General features: G+C 73.7%; 12 protein-coding genes. 1 reads left to right on the top strand and 11 read right to left on the bottom strand.

Annotated elements, in window-relative coordinates:
* Positions 1 to 2,904 (bottom strand): ABC transporter permease (locus ACWEKM_RS06310; RefSeq protein ID WP_451619998.1); only part of this gene is annotated, 2,904 nt, incomplete at its 3' end.
* Positions 2,905 to 3,475: 571 nt separating this feature from the next.
* A complete protein-coding gene (locus tag ACWEKM_RS06305; RefSeq protein ID WP_451620002.1) occupies positions 3,476 to 3,889 on the bottom strand; it encodes a globin in 414 nt (137 codons plus the stop codon).
* Positions 3,890 to 3,965: 76 nt separating this feature from the next.
* Here ACWEKM_RS06305 and ACWEKM_RS06300 point away from each other — a divergent pair, with 76 nt between their 5' ends.
* Complete coding sequence (locus ACWEKM_RS06300; protein WP_451619997.1) at positions 3,966 to 4,961, top strand: methyltransferase domain-containing protein; 996 nt, start codon at positions 3,966 to 3,968, stop codon at positions 4,959 to 4,961.
* Between the two features lie 70 nt (positions 4,962 to 5,031).
* Here ACWEKM_RS06300 and ACWEKM_RS06295 read toward each other — a convergent pair whose 3' ends face one another.
* From ACWEKM_RS06295 to ACWEKM_RS06255, 9 genes are all read right to left on the bottom strand, one after another.
* A complete protein-coding gene (locus tag ACWEKM_RS06295; RefSeq protein WP_451619996.1) occupies positions 5,032 to 6,402 on the bottom strand; it encodes an FHA domain-containing protein in 1,371 nt (456 codons plus the stop codon).
* Between the two features lie 48 nt (positions 6,403 to 6,450).
* On the bottom strand, positions 6,451 to 7,797 hold the full coding sequence (locus tag ACWEKM_RS06290; RefSeq protein ID WP_451619995.1) for a vWA domain-containing protein: 1,347 nt from the start codon (positions 7,795 to 7,797) through the stop codon (positions 6,451 to 6,453).
* A gap of 266 nt (positions 7,798 to 8,063) precedes the next feature.
* Positions 8,064 to 9,389, bottom strand: a complete 1,326-nt coding sequence (locus ACWEKM_RS06285; protein WP_451619994.1) for a PP2C family serine/threonine-protein phosphatase — start codon at positions 9,387 to 9,389, stop codon at positions 8,064 to 8,066.
* Positions 9,390 to 9,392: 3 nt separating this feature from the next.
* Positions 9,393 to 12,074, bottom strand: a complete 2,682-nt coding sequence (locus tag ACWEKM_RS06280; protein WP_451619993.1) for a tetratricopeptide repeat protein — start codon at positions 12,072 to 12,074, stop codon at positions 9,393 to 9,395.
* Positions 12,071 to 13,402, bottom strand: a complete 1,332-nt coding sequence (locus ACWEKM_RS06275) for a hypothetical protein (RefSeq protein ID WP_451619992.1) — start codon at positions 13,400 to 13,402, stop codon at positions 12,071 to 12,073. The genes ACWEKM_RS06280 and ACWEKM_RS06275 overlap by 4 nt, the downstream gene beginning before the upstream one ends.
* Before the next feature lie 209 nt (positions 13,403 to 13,611).
* Complete coding sequence (locus tag ACWEKM_RS06270; protein WP_451619991.1) at positions 13,612 to 14,655, bottom strand: glutamate ABC transporter substrate-binding protein; 1,044 nt, start codon at positions 14,653 to 14,655, stop codon at positions 13,612 to 13,614.
* A 13-nt stretch (positions 14,656 to 14,668) separates the two neighbouring features.
* Positions 14,669 to 16,111, bottom strand: coding sequence for a hypothetical protein (locus ACWEKM_RS06265; RefSeq protein WP_451619990.1), 1,443 nt, complete (start codon positions 16,109 to 16,111; stop codon positions 14,669 to 14,671).
* A 252-nt stretch (positions 16,112 to 16,363) separates the two neighbouring features.
* Complete coding sequence (locus ACWEKM_RS06260; RefSeq protein ID WP_451619989.1) at positions 16,364 to 17,350, bottom strand: N-acetylglucosamine kinase; 987 nt, start codon at positions 17,348 to 17,350, stop codon at positions 16,364 to 16,366.
* Positions 17,341 to 18,657: a 6-phospho-beta-glucosidase gene (locus ACWEKM_RS06255; RefSeq protein WP_451619988.1), complete on the bottom strand. Its 1,317-nt coding sequence runs from the start codon at positions 18,655 to 18,657 to the stop codon at positions 17,341 to 17,343. Before ACWEKM_RS06255 ends, ACWEKM_RS06260 begins: the two co-directional genes overlap by 10 nt.
* Between the last annotated feature and the right edge of the window lie 581 nt (positions 18,658 to 19,238).

Here is a 19,238-nt window from a genome sequence, read left to right as displayed (position 1 = left end):
CACCACGGCCGCCGCCGCGAAGGCGGCCTCCGGCCCCGCGCCGAACGGATCGTCGCGCAGCCCGGCGGCGATCTCGTCGCGCACCACGACCTGCCCGGGGTCGACGTCCGGCAGCGCCCGCAGCGCGGCGGCCACGGATGCCGCGTCGCCCGGCTCGGTCCGCAGCCACCACTCGGTGGGCGTGACGTTCTCGCCGTACCGCGCCTGCAACGCCCGGTTCACGGACCGCAGATCGACCAGAAGGGCGCCCCCGTCGCGTTCGGCGGAGTCCGTCGGGCCGGCCGTGGTGGGCAGTGCCCGCACGGACCGTACGATCCGCACCGGAAGATTCTGGCCGGCGAACGTCAGCTGCACCTGCTGCCCCTCGCGGGCGCCCGCCGACGTCAGGAAGCGGTCGGTCGCCAGCGCGCCGACCTCGGGCGCCGCGGGCTGCGCCACCTGGAGCCGGATCGTCACGGTGGCGATCGTCCAGCGGGTCCGGTCGGGGGTGTAGCCGGTGCCGTACTCGACGGTGAGCGGCTCGGTGCCGGTCACCCGCGGGCGGGGCGGGCGGGTCGCCGCGTTGGCGGAGGCGGTGGCTCCGATGCTCACCGAGGCGGTCCAGTCGGCGGACAGGGACACCTGCCGGGTCCGCCCGTCGGTGCCGACGGCGGTCAGCCCGGAGACGGCCAGGCGGTGCCGTTCGGCCTGTCCGGCGGGCTGGGCCATGTCGAGCTGGAGCCCGGTGAGCGTGATCGGGCCGGGGGCCGTATCGAGGTCGAGGGCCAGGGTGTGCGGTCGCCCGTCGGCGGGCAGCCGGCCGAACGGGAGCCGGTAGGGAACCCCGTACTGGTCCACGAGGGTGGCCGTCACGTCCATCGTGGTCTCCGGACCGGCGGAGCTGCCGACTCTCGCCCGCAGGCGCAGCCCGGTGGTGTCCGCGGGAATGCGGGCTCCGGCCGGAGCGCCTTCGGGCGTCAGCCCGGACAGCAGCGGCCGGACCGGCTCGGCCGCCAGGTCGTCGCGCATCAGTACCGTGTCGGCCGCGTGCGCCGTGTCCAGGGCGAGCACCGTCGCGGTCCGGTCCCCGGACATCGGCTGCTCGACGCGTACCGCGGGGGCGGCCTCGCGTACGCGGGGGAGGTGCGCGTAGGTCTCGGTGCGGCCGAGCTCGCCGTCTCCGGCGCCCAGCACCCGTATCGGTACGCCGGCCCGGAAGTCGGCCTGGTCGTCCTGCGAGCGGTCCCAGGAGGCGCCCTGCCCGATCGCCAGCATGCCGAGCGCGATGGCGAGGACCAGCAGCAGCACCGGGCCCGCGCCGCGCATCGGGCGGCGGCTGAGCTGCCAGCCCGCCAGCGCCGCCGGCAGCCCCCGCCCGGCAGCCGCCCGGCGTTCGGCGAGCCGGGCCACCGGGGGCAGCAGCCGCAGCGTCAGCACCGTTCCCGCCAGCAGCGCCAGGGCGGGCGCCGCGACCAGCAGCGGGTCGATACCGAGGCCGCCGGACGCGTCGGTGCCGACGGCACCGGAGGTGTGTCGGCTCAACTGCCAATACGCGACTCCGGCCACCACCAGCAGACCGATGTCCGCACCGGCCCGCACCGGGCCGGGCAGGGCGCCGCGGCGTACGCCGGCCCCACCCCGGCCGGCGGGCTCCGTCCCGGTCCGGGCGCCGTCACCGCCGTCCGTCAGCGCGGGCACCGTCACCGCCAGCGCGCAGCCCAGCGCCACGCAGCACGCCACCAGCCACACCTCGGCCCGCCCGCCCGTCGGCGCGTCCAGGCGCAGCCCGATCCTGGCCAGCGCGCCCTGCCCGGCGAGCAGCCGGGTGAGCGGACCCGCCAGCAGCGGCGCACAGATCGCCGCGGGCACCGCGAGCAGGAGCGCCTCTGCGGCGGTGAGGCCCGCGAGCCGGGCGCGGGAGCCGCCGCGCGCCCGCAGCAGTCTGGTCTCGCCCGTGCGTTCGGCGCTCAGCAGCCGGGCCACGAGCAGCAGCGCGTAACCGGCGAGCAGTACCAGTTGGAGGGCGACGATCAGCAGGGTGGACCGGGAGACGAGCAGTGACCGTTCGATGCGGTCCAGGGTGTCCGGGAGCGAGGTGGTCGAGGCCGTCACCCCGCTGAGCCCGTGCGGTCCGCGCAGCGTCGCGCTGCCGGCCCGCGCCGTCTTGCGCAGCGCGTCGATCCGGCTCGTCGTCAGGGTGGTGAAGTCGGCCGTGGCCAGCCAGGCGGACGGGCCGGCGGTCACCGTCGGGCCGTCGAGGACGGAGGGATTGGCGAGCAGCGGCCCGTACGTCGTGAAGGCGGATTTCTTGACGCCGCGGCCGAGCAGGTCGTCCAGCCGCCAGTAGGGCGCGGCGGCCGTGGCGGGCCGGTACAGCCCGGTGACGCGGACGTGCGCCGCCGGTCCGTCGAGCCGGTCGGCGAGGGTGAGCCGGTCGCCCGCGTGCAGATCGAGGAGCCGGGCGGAGGACTGGGGCAGCGCCACCTCGATCTCGCCGGAGGTCCGCCGCGGGAGCCGCCCGGAGACCAGGCGGACCTGGGTGCGGTCGAGCGCCGCGAAGTATGTCAGGTCCGGGTCGCCCGAACGGTCGGCCGGGGGCCGCAGGGAGCGGGGCAGGGCGTACGGTCCTGAGCGCACCAGGGTCCGAACCGTGACCGGCAGCCCGGCGAAGGACTTCTCGGCCGCCTGCCGCACGGTCGCGTCGGCGGCCGTCCGCCGGACCGCGGGAAGGTCGGCCTTGACGATCAGCGCGGAGTCGGCGGCGGTGCGCGGGTCGTCCAGGGAGTGGCGCAGGGCGGCGTCGCCGATCGCGCCGGAGTAGGTGGTGAGGGTCGCCAGCACCGCCGTGGTCAGCACCACGGTGAGCAGCGCGGCGGTGAGCAGCAGGCGGTGCGCCCGCGCACGCAGAACGACTAACCCCGTCACCCGGCCCCCGTGTAGTCCGTGCTTCCGGTAGTCCGTGCTTCCGGAACAACTCCGGCGATGCTGTCAGAGGAGGGCTGGTCGGGGTAAGCGTGTGTGAACGCGGCTTGACCGGATTGTGATCGGAATCCGGCGTCGCCTGACCGGAATCCGCGCGTCAGCGCCTCCGCGCGGGCACTCCGGGCCGGTACTCCGGGCCGACTTTCACGGAACAAACTCAGGTTTCAGGAACAACTCAGGTTTCAGGAACAACTCCGGCGAACCACCCCATGGGGGCCATGGGGAACATCTCGCGTGGATCGCCCCGTATGGATCGGCTCGCGTGGGTCGCCCCAGGCGGCACGGCTCGCGCGAACCACGCCGTGGGGGTGGGCTCGGGTGAGTCGTTCGGTGGGGACCGGCTCCCGTGGATCGCCCTGTGCGGATCGGCGCGGGCGAATCACTCCGTGCGGATCGGCGCGTGCACATCACCCCGTGGGTCCTGCCATGCGGCTCGGTCCGCGCACATCACCCCGTGGGGAACATCTCGCGCGAACCGATCCCTAGGCAACGTCTCGTGTGGATCGGGTGGGGATCACCCCGGGGAGTTCACCATCGAGGCGGCCGCGTAGGTCAGGTAGTTCCACAGTGTGCGCTCGTGTTCCTCGGAGAGGTCCAACTCGTCGACGGCCGCCCGCATGTGCTTCAGCCAGGCGTCGTGCGCCGCCCGGTCCACGGTGAAGGGGGCGTGCCGCATGCGCAGACGGGGGTGGCCGCGGTTCTGGCTGTAGGTGGTCGGGCCGCCCCAGTACTGGATGAGGAAGAGGGTCAGCCGCTCCTCGGCGGGGCCCAGATCCTCCTCCGGGTACATCGGCCGCAGGAGCGGGTCCTCGGCGACTCCCTCGTAGAAGCGGTGCACCAGTCGGCGGAAGGTCTCCTCCCCGCCGACCTGCTCGTAGAAGGTCTGCTCCTGAAGCGTGCCGCGCCGAATCTCATTCACGCCCCCCATCGTCTCAGACACGGTGACCCAGGACTCCGGTCCTAGGACCCTCGCCTCCCGCGGCCCCGCGCCGCACAGTGGACGTATGGGCGCGCACGCACTCGGGTGGAGTGACCGGGATCTCGCCGAGCCGGCCGGTTCGGCGCAGGCGGATTTGGTGTGTGCGATCGACGCGAGCGGGGCCTGGGCCGATGAACCGGTCTGGCGGGAGGCGTTCGCGGCGGTGCCCCGGCATCTGTTCGTGCCGTACTACTACGTCGGCGTCCGCGGCGGCTACGAGCGCCGGTGGGCTGGGAGCCCGGACCCGCGGGACCGGGAGCGCTGGCTGCGCGGCGCCTACGAGGACGTACCGCTCGCCACGCGGATGCGTGACGGGCAGTTGATCTCCTCCAGCAGCCAGCCCTCGCTGATGGCGGCGATGCTCGTCGCCCTGCGGGTCGAGGACGGCCACCGGGTCCTGGAGATCGGCACGGGCTCCGGGTACAACGCGGCCCTGCTCGCCCACCGGCTCGGCGACGACGACCTGGTCACCACCATCGACCTGGAACCGGAGATCACCGAGTCGGCCCGGCGGCACCTGGCCGCCGCCGGATACCGCCCGGTCGTGGTCACCGGTGACGGCGCGCGCGGGGTGCCCGCTCGCGCTCCCTTCGACCGGATCATCGCGACCTGCGCGCTGTCCTCCGTCCCGCGCGCCTGGCTCGCCCAGTGCCGTCCCGGTGGGCGGATCCTGACGCCGTTCGCGGGCGGTCTGATCGCGTTGACCGTGCGCGACGCCCGGCACGCCGAGGGTCAATTCCTGGCCACCCCGGCCTACTTCGTACCGCTGCGTGGCACGGGCGGGCCCGAGCCGCGACCGGTGCCCCTGAGCGGGGTCCCGCACCTGGCCCGCGACGACGAGCTGTTCCGGTTCCTGCTGGCGCTCAGCCGCGGCAGCCTCGATCCGCAGGAGGCGTACGCGATGTGGCGGCGCGAGGGCACACCGGGCCGCGAGCGGTATGGCATCACGGTCAGCGGCGACCGCGCCTGGGCCTGGCTGGACGACCCGGAGGGGCCCTACACGTGGCCCCTGCCGGTCTGACCGCCACTGCCCCCGGGCCGGTCCGTCAGCCCCGCCGGAGGCCGGTTCGGTTCCGCCGGATGCCGGTCCCTCAGCCCCGTCGGACGGTGATGGTCGTCCAGGCACCCACGTGCACCCGGTCGCCGTCCTGGAGTGGCACCGGCACGAAGGGCTGGATCGGGTCCTCCGAGCCGTTGACCGTGGTGCCGTTCGTCGAGTTCTGGTCGACGACCGCCCAACTGCCGTCCGGCTGCTGGACCAGGACCGCGTGCTGGTGCGAGACGCCCGGGTCCTCCGGCGGCACCGACAGATCGATGTCGGGGGTGTCGCCGGTGGAGTGGCGGCGGCGGCCGATGGTGACCTGGTTTCCGGCGAGAGCGCGCTGCTGCTCGGGCGAGTACGCGGGCAGGTTCAGGCCCGCGGCCTCGGGGCCCGAACGATGCATCATCGCCATGAAGTAGTCGCGGTCCGGGCCGATCGTCGCCGTCCAGGTCGCCGGCTGCTGCGGTGCCTGCGGGAAGCCGGGAACGGGCGGGGCCTGCGAGGGGCCGGGCTGCGGGTAGCCGTAGCCGCCCTGGCCGCCGGCGCCCGGTCCGGGCGGGGCCGGGGGTGCGGACGGGTCGGTGGACGACGGCGGGGAGATCACCCAGTCGTCGCCCCCGCCGCCGAAGGAGGGCCCGCCGGCCGGGGGGCGGCCGGTCTCCTGCGGGAAGGCGGGCGGCGCGGGCTGCTGGAATGCCTGCGGGGCGCCGGGAAAGGCGGACGGGGCCGGGCCGGGCGGCGGCGGGACCGGCCGCGAGGGGTCGGCGCCGAACCCGGGTGGGCCGGGCGCAGTGGGCGGGGCGGGTGGACCGGCGGGGCCGCCGAAGCCCGCGGGACCGCCGGCACCCTGGCCGGGGCCGAAGCCCCCCGGAGCACCGGGAGCCGGAACACCAGGCCCCGGGCCGCCGGGAGTCGGAGCGCCGGGCCCAGGGCCGCCGGGCCCCGAGGGGCCCCGCTCGCCGCCGAACGGCGTCGGCCCGGACGGCTCGCCGCCGAACGGCGGGCCCGGCGGGATCGGTTCGGCCGGGCGGTTCACCTGGGACGGGCGTGAGCCCTGGTACTCGTACGAGTTATCGGCGCCGTAGGACTGGCCGGGCGGCTGGAAGCGGGGGGGCGGCGCGGGCGGGCGCGGGGCGGCCGGGGTGTACGAGGTGGCCGTGTTGGTGAGGAAGTTCCACCGGCACGCCTCGCAGAACGGCGCGCCGCCCTCGCGCGGCGTGCGGCACTGCGGGCACAGTTCCGGCTCCGGGGCCGGTACGGCGGCCAGGTGCGGCCGTCCGGGAGCGGCCGGCGGGAACCCGTAACCGCCGGCCGTGGGCGGCGGCGGAGGAGGCGGAGGTACGGCACCGGCCATGCGGTGACCGCAGACCTCGCACCAGTCGTCGGAACCCGACTGGTGTCCGTTCGGGCAGGTCGGCATGTCGGCGCGTCCCCCTCTCTGTCAGGGTCTCTCTGAGGTCCTGTTATGTCACTTCTTTACACGAACAGTCTTGGTGGACCGTGTTTCGAGGGTCATCTCGTCGGCCTCCTCGACCCTCGCCTTCAGTCGCACAGTACCCGTCGCCGCATCGATCACGTCCACCACCTTCGCAAGGAGTTTCGCAGTATCCGCGTTCCCGGAGGCGCCGGCCAGCTGAACCGCCCTGCCCAGTTTGGCCGTTGCGCCATCCATATCGCCTGCTTTGCGGAGATCGAGACCCTGTTGGATGACTTGTGCCAGTTCTGCTTGACCGGTGTAGTGGGCGACCTGTGGGTTGATCGAGGTGGACGCGGCCATGTCGTCGGTCCACACGGCCCGCACCAGGCCCTGGGCGCCCAAGTTCTGTGCGCTGCCTTCGGGTTGCGGGATGACCAGAGAGACCCGCGCGGCGAGCATCTCCTGGCCGACGGCCGCGGCGGGCACCTCGACGCAAAGATGGTAGTCACGGGACTCGTCGCCCCAGGAACCGGTGGGGTAGTCCCCGGCGCGCGGCCCCGCCTCGGTCCGGCGATCGGTCAACTCCTCGACCGTCGGGGCGACTTGCTTGACGAACCGGATGGTCGTGCCGACCGGCGTCCACACTCTGAGGGCGACGTCCGCGACCTCCTTGCCCATCGCCGTCTCCATCATCCGCGTGAAGTCGGCGGCCAGGCCCGCCGGATCAGCGACGATGTCGGCGCTGCCGAGCAGGGCCGAGGCGACCGATGTGACTTCTTTCACTTCCCAGTCGGTGCCCACGCCCCGCGCGTCACAGGTGAATCGCCCGGCACACGCGTCCAGCGCGGCCTTGAGGTCCGGCGGCGACTCGTGCTCGTTGCGGCCGTCGGTGAGCAGGATGCCGTGCCGGATGGCGACGTCCACCGAGGACAGCAGGCGGTCGGCGAGCCGCAGCCAGGTGCCGATGGCCGTGCCGCCGCCCGCGCTCAGCTTGCGCAGCGCCTGCTTGGCCCGGTCCCGGGTGGTGGCGTCGGCGACGGCGAGCCGGCCGTCGCCCGGGTAGACCTCCTTGGCGATGTGCGTGCCGCCGATCACCGCGAAGTGCACGCCGTCGCGCAGGGTGTCGATCGCGGCCGCCGTGGCGTCGCGGGCGTTGCGCATCTTGGTCGGCGGGTAGTCCATCGAACCCGAGCAGTCGACCATCAGGGCCACCGCGGCGGACGGCCCCTGTCCGGGCGCGTACAGGTGGGGCGCAGCGACCGCGCTGCCGATGGTGCCGCCGCCGGTCGCGGTCACGGTCACGATCGCGTTGACCTCACGGCCGCCCTCGGGCAGGTACTCGTTCTGGTACACGTCCATCGAGAACTGTGGCACGTTCGACTTCGAGAAATTGGCCATGCCTACTCTGCTCCCCCTTTGAACCCACGGGTCTCGTGGGCGGCGACTCGGCTGCGGACCGTCCCCACGTTCCGCCGGGGCCCGACCGTCCGCGGCCCCTCGCAGAGCCCCGAACAGAATGGGCGCCCGGCGCGCGACGCCTGGCACGCACGCTCGCGGCGTTGCCGAAACGCCCTAGTAGCTCCGCTACGAGGACCTTCCGGCGCCTTGCGATCGCACGCACCAGACGCCGCACGCTGATCGGACTCCCATTCTGTTCGCAGCTCTCAGGCCGATCCTGCCCCTTGCGGCGCGGCCGGGAACGGCACGACGGCCACTGTTACGTTGTCGTGGCCCCCGCCGTCCAGGGCGTGGCCGACCAGCACCCGGGCGCTGTGCAGGGGACGCACGGCGGCGTCCAGGGGCATGGCCTCGGTCAACTCCTCGGCCGTCTCGGCGTAGTTCCACAGGCCGTCCGTGCACACCACCACGACGCCCGGCCGGTCCGGTTTGAAGGATGCGGTGTGCGGCTCCAGTTCGTAGGCGTCCGCGCCGAGCCAGCCGGTGATCGCGTGGGCGCGCTCGTCGGCGTACGCCTCCGCCTCGCTCATCAGGCCGGCCGCGACCATCTGCGCGGCCCACGAGTCGTCCTCGGTGAGCCGGGCCGACGGCGCGCCGCGGTCCACCGGCACCCAGTAGGCGCGGCTGTCGCCGACCCAGCCGACCACCAGCAGCCCGGAGGTGACCACCGCGCCGACGATCGTGCAGGCCGGGGCGTTCTGATGGGGGGCGTGCTCGCGGTCACCGCCGGGCTCGTCCGCCAGCGCGTTGACGGCCTGCGAGGCCGCGACGATCGCCTCGTGCATCGCCTGCTGCGGATGCGTGCCCCGCGGCAGGGCGGAGAGCAGCGCCTCGCCCGCCGCCTGCGAGGCGGCCAGTGACGCCTCGTCGGGGCGGGTCGCCGAGGACACCCCGTCGCAGACCACCGCGACCGACGCCGGCGAGCCGTCGGGCAGCGCGGTGTGGCCGACGGCGAAGGCATCCTCGTTGCGGTGGTGCCGCAGACCGCGGTCGCTGACCGCGGCGATCGGACCCGACTCCCGCTCCACGTGGTCACGTTCGCGCGGCTGGGCATGCCCGCAGTTCTCGCAGTAGCCGTCGTCGTCGACCCGGCCCGCCCGGCAGGCCACGCACACCTTCGCGGCCTCCGCGGACGCGGTGGACTCGACGGCCACCCGCGGATCCGGGGCCTGCAGCCGGTACTCCTCGGGCTCCTGCGGCCGGTCGAACCGCACCCCCGGGCCCGCGGGCCCGCCGGCGGGCGCCGGTGCGCGCAGCGGGGCGCCGCCCGAGTCGGTGCCCGGCAGATCGGTCGGCAGATGGACCGCCGCGGGTGTGCCGGAGCTGTCCGTCTCGGGGGCGACGGGCCAGGCCACGCCGTCCGGATCGGAACGGCCCGAGGCGTCCATGGTGAGCGTCGGGTGGTCCTGCGGCGGGGCGGGCACCACCGAAAGGTCGTACCCGCACGCACCGCAGAAACGGTCACCCGACTCAAGCGGCTCCGCGCAGCTCGGGCACTTCGACAGCGCGGCCTGCTGGGGCATGTGCGACATCAACTACACCCACGTCCGAGGGCGGTAACGGTTGGCCCGTTCCACCAGGTCGATCCTCTCCTCGCCGCCGGGCGCGAGCCGGGCCAGCGTGCGGTACGAGCGCTCCAGGCCCAAGCGGAGGCCCTGCTCGTCCAGTTCGTTGCCCAGCAGCACCCGCCCGCCGGCTGCGGGCCCGGTTGAAGCCTGGCCCCCGGAGAGTATCCAGTCCAGCGCGCAGCCGAGTACTTCCGCCGACAACTGCTCCCGGCGCGCCGGGTCGAGACCGTACGCGTCCAGGGCCTCCACCTGGACGGCGGCGGCGGTCAGGTCGTCCAGGAAGGGTACGTCCCCGGCGCTCGCCGTGCGCTGCCGCAGCCGTGCCCGTACGGCCGCCACGCGCGCCGCCGTGTAGTGGATGGACGACTCCGGCACCGACTCCAGCGTCCGCACCGCGCCACCGCGGTCCGCGGCGGCCAACTGGACGCGGGCCAGACCGAACGCGGCGCTCACATAGCTCGGATCGGTCGACCACACCAGGCGGTAGTACTCGGCGGCGTTGTCCAACTGGCCGAGCACCTCCGCGCACAGGCCGAGCGCCAGCTTCGGCGCGGCCTCGCCCGGGAAGGCGTCGTAGATCGCGTCGAAGGCCAGCGCGGCGCCCTCGAAGTCGCCGGTGACCAGCGCGGTCACGCCACGGTGCCAGACCACCCGCCAGTCGTCGGGCCGTTCGTCGACCAGCTGTGCCAGCGCGGTCAGCGCCGTCTCGAAGTCGCCGTTCTGCAGGTGGGCGCGGACCTGGCGCAGCCGGGTCTCCACGGTCTGCTGCGGCGCCGCGGCCAGCGCGGTGATCAGCTCGCCCGGCGCTGAGGCCAGCAGGCCCGCCAGGAAGCCGGCGTTGGGGTCGCCCGGGTCGACGTGCGGCACCGGCAGGGCGAGGGCGGCGGCGGGGGCGGCGATGGGGCGGACGATGCCCTCCGCGCCGTTTGTGACGCCTGTGGCACCCGCGGTGGCGCCGAGGGCCGCCGAAGAAGGGGCGAGAACTCCCGCGGCGGGGGCGAGAGTTGTCGGGGCGGTGCCGAGGGCCGTCCGGGTCCCGGTGGCGGACGGGAGGGGCGCCCCGGGGGCGCCGCCGGACGGCGCGCCGGACGCGGACCTGCGGCCCCACCGCCCGGCCATCACCACCCGCGCCCCCAGCCGCGACACATCCTCGGTCAGCCGCGGGAACAACTCCGTGTCCGTGACCTTCAGTTCGGGGTCGAACAGCGTCGACAGCGCGGGCCGCGCCCGGCCCGTCTGGAGGGACACCACCTCGCGCAGCACGCCCGTCAGCTGCTCGGTCATCTCCTGCGCGGAGGCGAACCGGCGGGCCGGGTCCGGGTCGGTGGCGCGCACCAGCAGCCGGTAGAAGGACTCGTACCGCCGGAAGACATCGACGGTGTCGGGGTCGGGCAGGGAGTCCCTGAAAACCGTCGTGTAGCCCTGGAAGTCGAAGGTCAGGACGGCCAGCGTCCGGCCGACCGTGTACAGGTCGGAGGCGACCGAGGGACCCACGTCCGCGACCTCCGGCGCCTGGTAGCCGATCGTGCCGTAGATGGCCGACTCGTCGTCGTCCATCCGGCGCACCGCGCCCATGTCTATCAGCTTGAGCTGGTCCTCGGTCTGGATCGCGTTGTCCACCTTGAAGTCGCAGTACAGCAGGTTGCGGCTGTGCAGATGGCCGAGCGCCTCCAGGGCCTCGATGCCGTAGGCGCACGCCTGCTCCACCGGCAGCGGATCGCGTCTGCCCTCCGGCGTGCGGCGGGCGTTGGCGATCTCCTTGAGCGACTTGCCGCCGACGTACTCCATGACGATATAGCCGTCGAGGGAGCCGGTGCGCTGGTCGAGATGCTCCACGAAGTTGTAGATCCGCACGATGTTGGCGTGCTCGATCTCCGCGAGGAAGCGCCGCTCGGAGATCGCCGCCTCCATCGCGTCCTGGTCACCCGTGTCGAGCAGGCCCTTGAGCACCACCCAGCGGTCGGAGACCGCGCGGTCCACCGCCAGATAGATCCAGCCCAGACCGCCGTGCGCCAGACAGCCCACGACCTCGTACTGGCCGTGCACGACGTCGCCCGTCCGCAGCTTGGGCACGAACGAGTACGGGTGCCCGCACTTGGTGCAGAAGCCCTCCGTGCGGCCCGGCCGGTCGCCGCGGGAGCGCCCCACCGGCGCCCCGCAGTCCGAGCGCGAGCAGAACCGCTTGCGCTCGGGCACCTCGGGGTGGTCCAGCACCATCGTCCGCGGATCGGGCCGTGGCACCTGCGGCACCGTCACCAGACCCGCGCCCAGCCGGCTGCGCCCCGACGGACCGGCGGCCGAGCCGGAGCTGCGCACCGACACCGAGCGACTGGTCGCCCTGCCCGACAGGGAGCGCGACAGCCGTCCCGACACCGAGCGCCGTGACTTCGACGACTGCGATGTCTTCGACGACTGGGACGACTGGGACGACGTACGCGAACTGCGGCTGCCGGAGCGGGAACCGGCGCTGCCTGCGGAGCCCGAGCCGTGGCCCCGGGCGGTGATCCCGGTGGGCGGCGAGCCGACCATCCCGGTCGCCGACACGACCGGGGCCAGGCCACAGGTGTCGCAGTACAGCTCACCGCCGCCCATGTCCTCGTACGTGCCCCCGCAGGACGGCCGCTGGCACGTCTGTCCCGGCTGACTCATGGCTGGCCACTCCCCCTCCGGTCCTGCGGACCGCCCTGCTCCGGCACCCGTGCCGCGGCGAGTTGCTCGACGGCGGCCCGCTGGTAGCGCAGCACCGCCTCCTCGGCGACGCGCAGATCGCACGGCGCGCTCCACAGCATGCGCCGTGCCGCGTCGTACCGCTCGACGAGCAGCGGGTCCTCGGCCAGCCCATGCCGGGCGACCTTCGCCTTGTACGCGTCGAGCCGACCGCGCAGCTCCGCGCGGACCGCGAGCGGCGCGGTCACCGCGGTGAGCGAGTCGCGGGCGCGCAGCAGTTCGTCCTCCGCCTTCTGCTCCAGGGACTCAAGGAGCGGGGACAGCCGGTGCCACTGGGCCTGCCTGCGGTACTCGGCGGCCGTCACCAGCTGCTCCTGGAGCACGGTCGGCGGCCCGCTGACCACCGGCACCTCCGTCGCCGCGATCTTCGCGAGGACCTCGCCGCGCGCGGTGCGCGCCTCGGCGAGCGTGCGGTCCGCGCGGGACAGCACGTCCCGCAGCCTGATCAGCCGGGCCTCCGCGTCCTGGCGCACCGTCAGCACGGCGTCGATCTCGCGGCGTACGTCCTCCAGGGCGCGCGCCTCCCGGTCGTACACCGTCGTGTCCGGCCGGCCGCCGCCCGGCGCCGAACTGCCCTGCGCCGGAACCCAGAAGGCGAGCGGGTCGCAGACGACGTCCTCGCGCAGCCGGGTCAGCGTGCGGGTGATGCGCTCCAGGTCGTCGCCCGCCGGGTGCTCGCCCGGACGTACCCCCACCGAGTGCGCCAGCTTGCGGGTGCGCTGGAGCTCCGCGGCCAGCAGATCGATGCGGGCGGGCAGCGCCGACCAGATCGCGTCGGCGGCGACGACCATGTCCAGCGAGGACGCGTACAGCTCGTTCATCCGGTCCACCAGGCCCGCCAGGGTGAAGCTCTGGCTGAGCCGGCCGGCGCCGGTCAGGGCCGGCACGTTCACGCCCGCCACGGCGCCGTCCGCGACCGTGACGGACTCGCCGCGCAGCAGCTCGGTCAGCTCCACCAGGTCCTCACGGCTGGACCAGCGCCGCCGGGCGCGGATTTCCCGGGCGGTGCGCAGCGCGGCCGTGTACGCGTCGAAGTAGGCCCACAGCAGCGTGATCGACGCCTCCGCGGCCGACCAGCGCTCCTTGGTCGTGCCGGTCAGCTCGGCGCCTTCGAGCAGTCTGCGGCCCGCGTGGTCCTGGAGCGCGAGCAGCGAGGTCTCGATCGCCTCGTGCTCCGCGCCGAGCCGCGCCAGCGCACGGTCCACCTCGTCCCGGTCCATCACCGGCCCGGCGGGGTCCGTGACGCCCATCGATCACCTCTCGCTGCTGTGTGGTCCTGGTCTCTGTTCGGGGGTCTATCGGTCGTTCGGGGTGTTGGTTGTTCGCGGTGTCGGGTCGTTCGGGGTGGTGGGTCGTTCGGGGTTTCGGGCTTGTTGGGGGTCTCGGGTCGTTGGGGGTGTCGGGTTGTTCGGGGTGCTCGGTCGAAGGTCTGCCCAAAGATCGGCGGGCCGACGCCCGTTCAGCCGGTGCGCAGATATTCCGGCGCCGGTGGCCTGGACGGCGCCGCGTTCTTCCCCAGGGTCGCCGACAGCCACTCGTCGTACGACCGCTGCCAGCCGTCCGCCCGGTACTCCACCAGGATCCGGTTGACCCGGCGTACCAGATCGTCGGCGTCCTTCTTCATCGCCACGCCGTAGTACTCGGTGGTGAACGCGGCGCCCTTCAGTTCGACCGTGGGGTCCTGGGCGGCCTGGCTCGCGGCGAGCGCGCCGTCCGTCACCACCGCGTCCACCGCGCCGAGTTGGAGCTGCACCAGACAGTCGAGCTGGTTGGGCACGGTGACGGAGGTGTCCGTGGAGGACGGCAGCCGGCCGTTCTGCTTGTCCTGGGACAGCCTGGTGTACGCCGTCGAACCGGTCGCCGTGCAGATCCGCCGGTGCGCCAGCGAGTCGTCGTATCCCGTGATCGACGACGACTTGGGCGCCAGCACCTGCTGGCCGGTCTTGAAGTACGGGGCGGAGAAGGCGACATCGGACAGCCGGTCGCAGGCGATGGTCATGGTGCGGACGACCATGTCGACCCGGCCGTCCTCGATGGCGGGGATGCGCTGGTTGGTCGGGATGGCCTTGAACTGGACCGCGTTCCGGTCGCCGAGGAGGTCCTCGGCTATCCGGTGCGCCAGGTCGATGTCGAAGCCCTCCAGTTCCGCGCCCTCGGTGTTCGGGTTGCGGTAGCCCCAGCGGTAGCTGTTCTGGTCGACGCCGACGATCAGCTTCCGCTTGGCGCCCTGGCGGGCCTTGATGGCGTCGATGGTGGGGCCGTCCGCGCCCGACGGGGACAGCGTCTGCTTCTCCGGGTCCTCGCAGGCGTCGACCCGCGCCTGACGGCCCGCGGCGATGTGCCCGGCGCCGGCCGACGACCCGTCGTCCGGATCGCCGGACGACTGGGTCAGCGGCAGCAGCAGGACGGCCGCCAGCGCCAGGGCGCAGCCGGCCGCCATCGCGCCGACGCCGCCCCAGCCCCGCAGCGAGGCCCGGCGCCCGCGCTCTCCGCGTGCGTTCATCGTCACGCCCCTCTCACCGGTACTCCGACAGCCGGCGCCCGATGCCGAGCACCGCGCCCGCCGCGCCCAGGACGGCGAGGACCGCGGCACCGGCGGGCAGGAAGCCCATCGCGCGCAGCCCGTCGCGCGCCGACTGCCTGAACTCGTCCCGCTCGTGCGCCAGCGCCGTCTTCAGGTTGGCGTCCACGCCGTCGAAGCACTCGCCGGTCGCCCCCTTGGCGCCGATCACCTTGTCCAGGGCCTCCTGATAGTTGCCGTTCTCGTCCTCGGTGCGGACCGAGGCGTGGCGCTGCTTCCACACCGTCATGTCACCCTCGGCCGCGGCCACCGGCTTGCCGCCCACGGTGTCGTCGGCGAGCCGCTTCGCCTCGGCCAGGCTCTTGCCGAGGGCGGCGATGTTCCGGTCGAAGTCGTAGGAGTACTTGTCGTAGGTCTGCTTGCCGACCTTGACGGTGTCGGCGCCGCGGGCCACCAGGCTCAGGTTCTCGTTGCCACGGGCCTTCAGGGAGGCGATGCGGGCGTCGTGCAGCGCGTTCAGCGAGCGGACGCCGTGGTCGTAGGAGCCGTTGAGCCCGGCCCGGGCGACGGAGTGACCGACGACCAGCCAGAGCAGGACGATCGTGGCGGCGCCGGTGGCTGCCACCAGGCCGTGGTTGAGGACCCGGTTCGTGCGCCGGTACGTGCGGTGCTGGGCCCAGGCCAGCGCGCCCAGGGCAACGACGCCGAGGGCTATCGCCGCCCACGGGTAGGGCGTCGCGTCCCCGTAGTCGGCCTTCAGCCGCTCGTTCTCCGACGTGTACAGCTTCTCGGCCGCGGGCAGCATCTGGTCCTGCATCCTGCTGTTGGCGAGCCGCAGATAGGCGCCGCCCACCGGGTAGCCCTGCCGGTTGTAGACGCGCGCCCGCTCGACCAGGCCCTTGTACTCCGGCAGCAGCCGGTTGAGCTTGGCTATGGCCAGCCCGGAGGGGGACTCCGGCTCCGAGTTGGCGGCGGCCGTGACCAGTTTCTCCGCCGCCGTGCGGATGTCGCTCTCGTACCGGCGGCCGGCGGCGGCGGTCTCCTGGCCGCCCGCCAGGAATCCGCTGGAAGCGGCCGTGTTGGCGTCGGCGAGCGAGCGGTAGATGTCGGCCGCGTCCGAGCTGAGCGGCTGGCTGCGGTTCAGCACGTCGTCCGCGGCGGACGCGCGGTCGTAGGTCTGCCAGGCGGTGACCGCGCCGAACGCGACGACCAGCAGGGCGAGTACGGCACCGATGATGCGCAGACGGCCCGGTTCGGTGGTCGCGGCGCCGCGCAGCCGGTCCACGCCCTCGGCGAAGGCGGTGCGCCGCGCCGACGAGGCGGGACCCGCGGGCGGTGCGGGCGACGCCGGCCGCGGCGGCATGGCGGGCATGGTGGGCAGGCCGGGCGCCGGGCCCGCCCCCGGTGGCGCCGCACTGCTCTCCGGCGGATGTGTCACCTCGACCTCCCCCATGGTCATCGTCGCCGCCAAGTATCGCCGCAGGGACCGATATCCGCACCGGCCTTCACTGGATCTTGATCGGATCACAGCGGTTGCCTACGGCGTGGCGCCGAGTTCTTCACCGCCCCTTGCCCATGAATACGCGGGGGGAATCGGTTCGGTTCCACGCCCTCCGGACCCGCCGCCCCCGATCACGCCGCGGCGCGCATGAATCGGTGTGGCTGACCCGAGCCAACAAGCTCGGTCCGTTCACGGCCGAGACGTTGACGGCTCCCAGTGTGCTCGCGTGCGCTGCTGGGCTCCGGGGTTCGCGTGCAATCGGTCCAGCCCCAGCAGCGCCGCCCCCAGCACCGGTCTCGCCGTCACCACCCGGGCCGCCGCCCTCGGCGCGCGCGCCGCCAGCAAGTTCCGGACCCCGTCGTCGAGTTGGGGGTGACCGGCGGTGAGGACGCCGCCGCCCAGCAGCACCGGGACCTCCTCGTCCAGCAGGTCGAGCCGGGTCAGCGCCACCGTCGCCATGGTCACCACCTCGTCGGCCAGCCGGTCCACGATCGACCGGGCGACGGCGTCCCCCTTGGCCGCCGTCGCGAACAGCACCGGGGTCAGCTCGTACCGGCGACCGTACGCGACGTGTTGCAGGTGCAGCGCCTCGATGAGGGCGTACATGGAGTCCAGGCCGAAGTGGGCGGGCAGGGTCCGGGCGAGCCGGGTCGGCGCGCCGCGCCCGTCCTCCGCGCGTGCCGCGTGCCACAGGGCCTCCTCCGCGAGGCTCCAGCCGCCGCCCCAGTCACCGGAGATGCGGCCGATCGCCGGGAAGCGGGCGGTGTGGCCGTCGGGCCGCATGCCGACGCAGTTGATGCCCGCGCCGCAGACCACCGCCACGCCGCGCGGCTCGGCCACGCCCGCCCGCAGGATCGCGAAGGTGTCATTGCGCACCTCCACCGTGCCGCCCCACGCGCGCGCGTGCAGCGCGGCGGCCAACTGCTCCTCCTCCACGCGCAGATCGGCGTTCGCCAGACACGCGGAGACATGCGTCACGGAGGTGACGCCGGCCGCGGCGTAGGCCCGCGCGACCGCCTCCGCCACCGCGTCGACGGCCGTGCTCACGCCCACCGCGGGCGGCCGGAACCCGCCGCCGCGGGCGGTGGCGAGGACGGTCCCGTCCGCCGCCACCACCGCGACATCGGTCTTGCTGTTGCCCGCGTCGATGGCGAGGACGCTCGCGGTCAGGCCCACGCGAAGTGCTCCCGGTTGTGCGCGATCAGCCGGTCGGTGAGGTCTTCGGCGTACTCGTACTGGCCGATCAGAGGGTGCGACAGCAGCGCCGCGAACACCCGGTCCCGGCCGCCGTGCAGCGCCGCCCGGAGAGCCAGGTCCTCGTACGCGGTCATGTTCGCCACCAGCCCCGCGTACAGCGGGTCGAGCGTCGGCACCGGCAGCGGCACCGGGCCCTTCGGGCCGACCGCGGCCTGCACCTCGATCACCGCGTCGTCCGGGAGGAAGGGCAGCGTCCCCCGGTTGTGGGTGTTCACCACCTGGTACGGGCTTCCCGCCCGTCGCCCACCACCACCCTCGAACGAGGGCCCTGCGGGCCCGCTGGAATGATTGCCCAGCAGCGCCGCCGCCAGGTCGACCGCGGCCTCCGAGTAGTAGGCGCCGCCGCGCTTGGCGAGCAGCGCCGGCTTCTCGTCCAGGGCCGGGTCGCCGTACATCTCCAGCAGCCGCCGTTCCAGCTCGGCGACCTCGGCCGCCCGGGAGGGTTTGGTGCGCAGCTCCCGTACCACCGTGTCGTGCGTGTAGTAGTACCGCAGGTAGTACGAGGGGACCACGCCGAGGCGGTCGAGCAGCGGCCGGGGCAGGCGCAGATCGGTGGCGATGGTGTCGCCGTGCCGGGCGAGCAGCCGCGGCAGCACATCGTCGCCCTCGGGGCCGCCGAGCCGCACGCCGGTCTCCCAGGTGAGGTGGTTGAGGCCCACGTGGTCGAGGTGGATGTCCCGCGGGGCGGCGTCGAGCAGGGCCGCGAACTTCCGCTGGAGGCCGATCGCCACGTTGCACAGCCCGACGGCCCGGTGCCCGGCCTGGAGCAGCGCGCGGGTGACGATGCCGACCGGGTTGGTGAAGTCGATGATCCAGGCGTTCGGGGTGCGGCGGCGGACGCGTTCGGCGATGTCCAGGACCACCGGCACCGTGCGCAGCGCCTTGGCGAGGCCGCCGGCGCCGGTCGTCTCCTGGCCGATGCAGCCGCACTCCAGCGGCCAGGTCTCGTCCTGCTGCCGGGCGGCCTGGCCGCCGACGCGCAGCTGGAGCAGGACCGCGTCGGCGCCCTCGACGCCCGCGTCCAGGTCGGCGGTGGTGACGATCCGGCCGGGGTGCCCCTGCTTGGCGAAGATACGTCGGGCCAGTCCGCCGACCAGTTCCAGGCGCTCGGCCGCCGGGTCCACCAGGACCAGTTCCGCGACGGGCAGGGTGTCCCTCAACCGCGCGAATCCGTCGATCAGTTCGGGCGTGTAGGTCGAGCCTCCGCCGACCACGGTGAGTTTCATGCCATCAACCCTTCACTCCGGTGAGTGTGACACCTGCGACGAACGCCTTCTGGGCGACGAAGAACGCCTTCTGGATAGAGAAGAACACGAGGATGACGGGGCCATGACCGGGAAGGTCACGGCCGTGGTGAGGTTCCGGCCGGTGTGGTGGGCGCCGGGACGATGACGACCTGCGGGGGCGGCGGCAGCGCCCATATCCCCGGCACCAGCGCGAGATCCCCGGCATCAGCGATGGATTGCGGCCATGGAAGCGGGACTCGGTGCGTCGGGTGGCCGGAGACGGACGCGGGCGTCCCCGGGGATTTGGCCGATATCTGGGTCATGTATCTGGGTCATGGTCGGTCACCTGCCTGGACGAGACCGCCCCGGCGCCGCATCGGGAACGCGGTGAACGCCATCGACAGCGCGAAGCGGACGAGAGCGAGGAGCGTGGTCGGGGCATGGCGGGGTCTCCCTGGGGCCGCGCGGTACGGGAAGGGCGGTGCGGGAAAGGGCGGTGCGGGAAGGGCGGTGCGGGAAGGGCGGTGCGGGAAAGGGCGGTACGGGAAGGACGGTGCGGGAAAGGGCGGTGCGGGCGGTGC

Source organism: Streptomyces sp. NPDC004752 (assembly GCF_053601275.1).
This window is presented reverse-complemented; position numbering and strand designations above follow the sequence as displayed.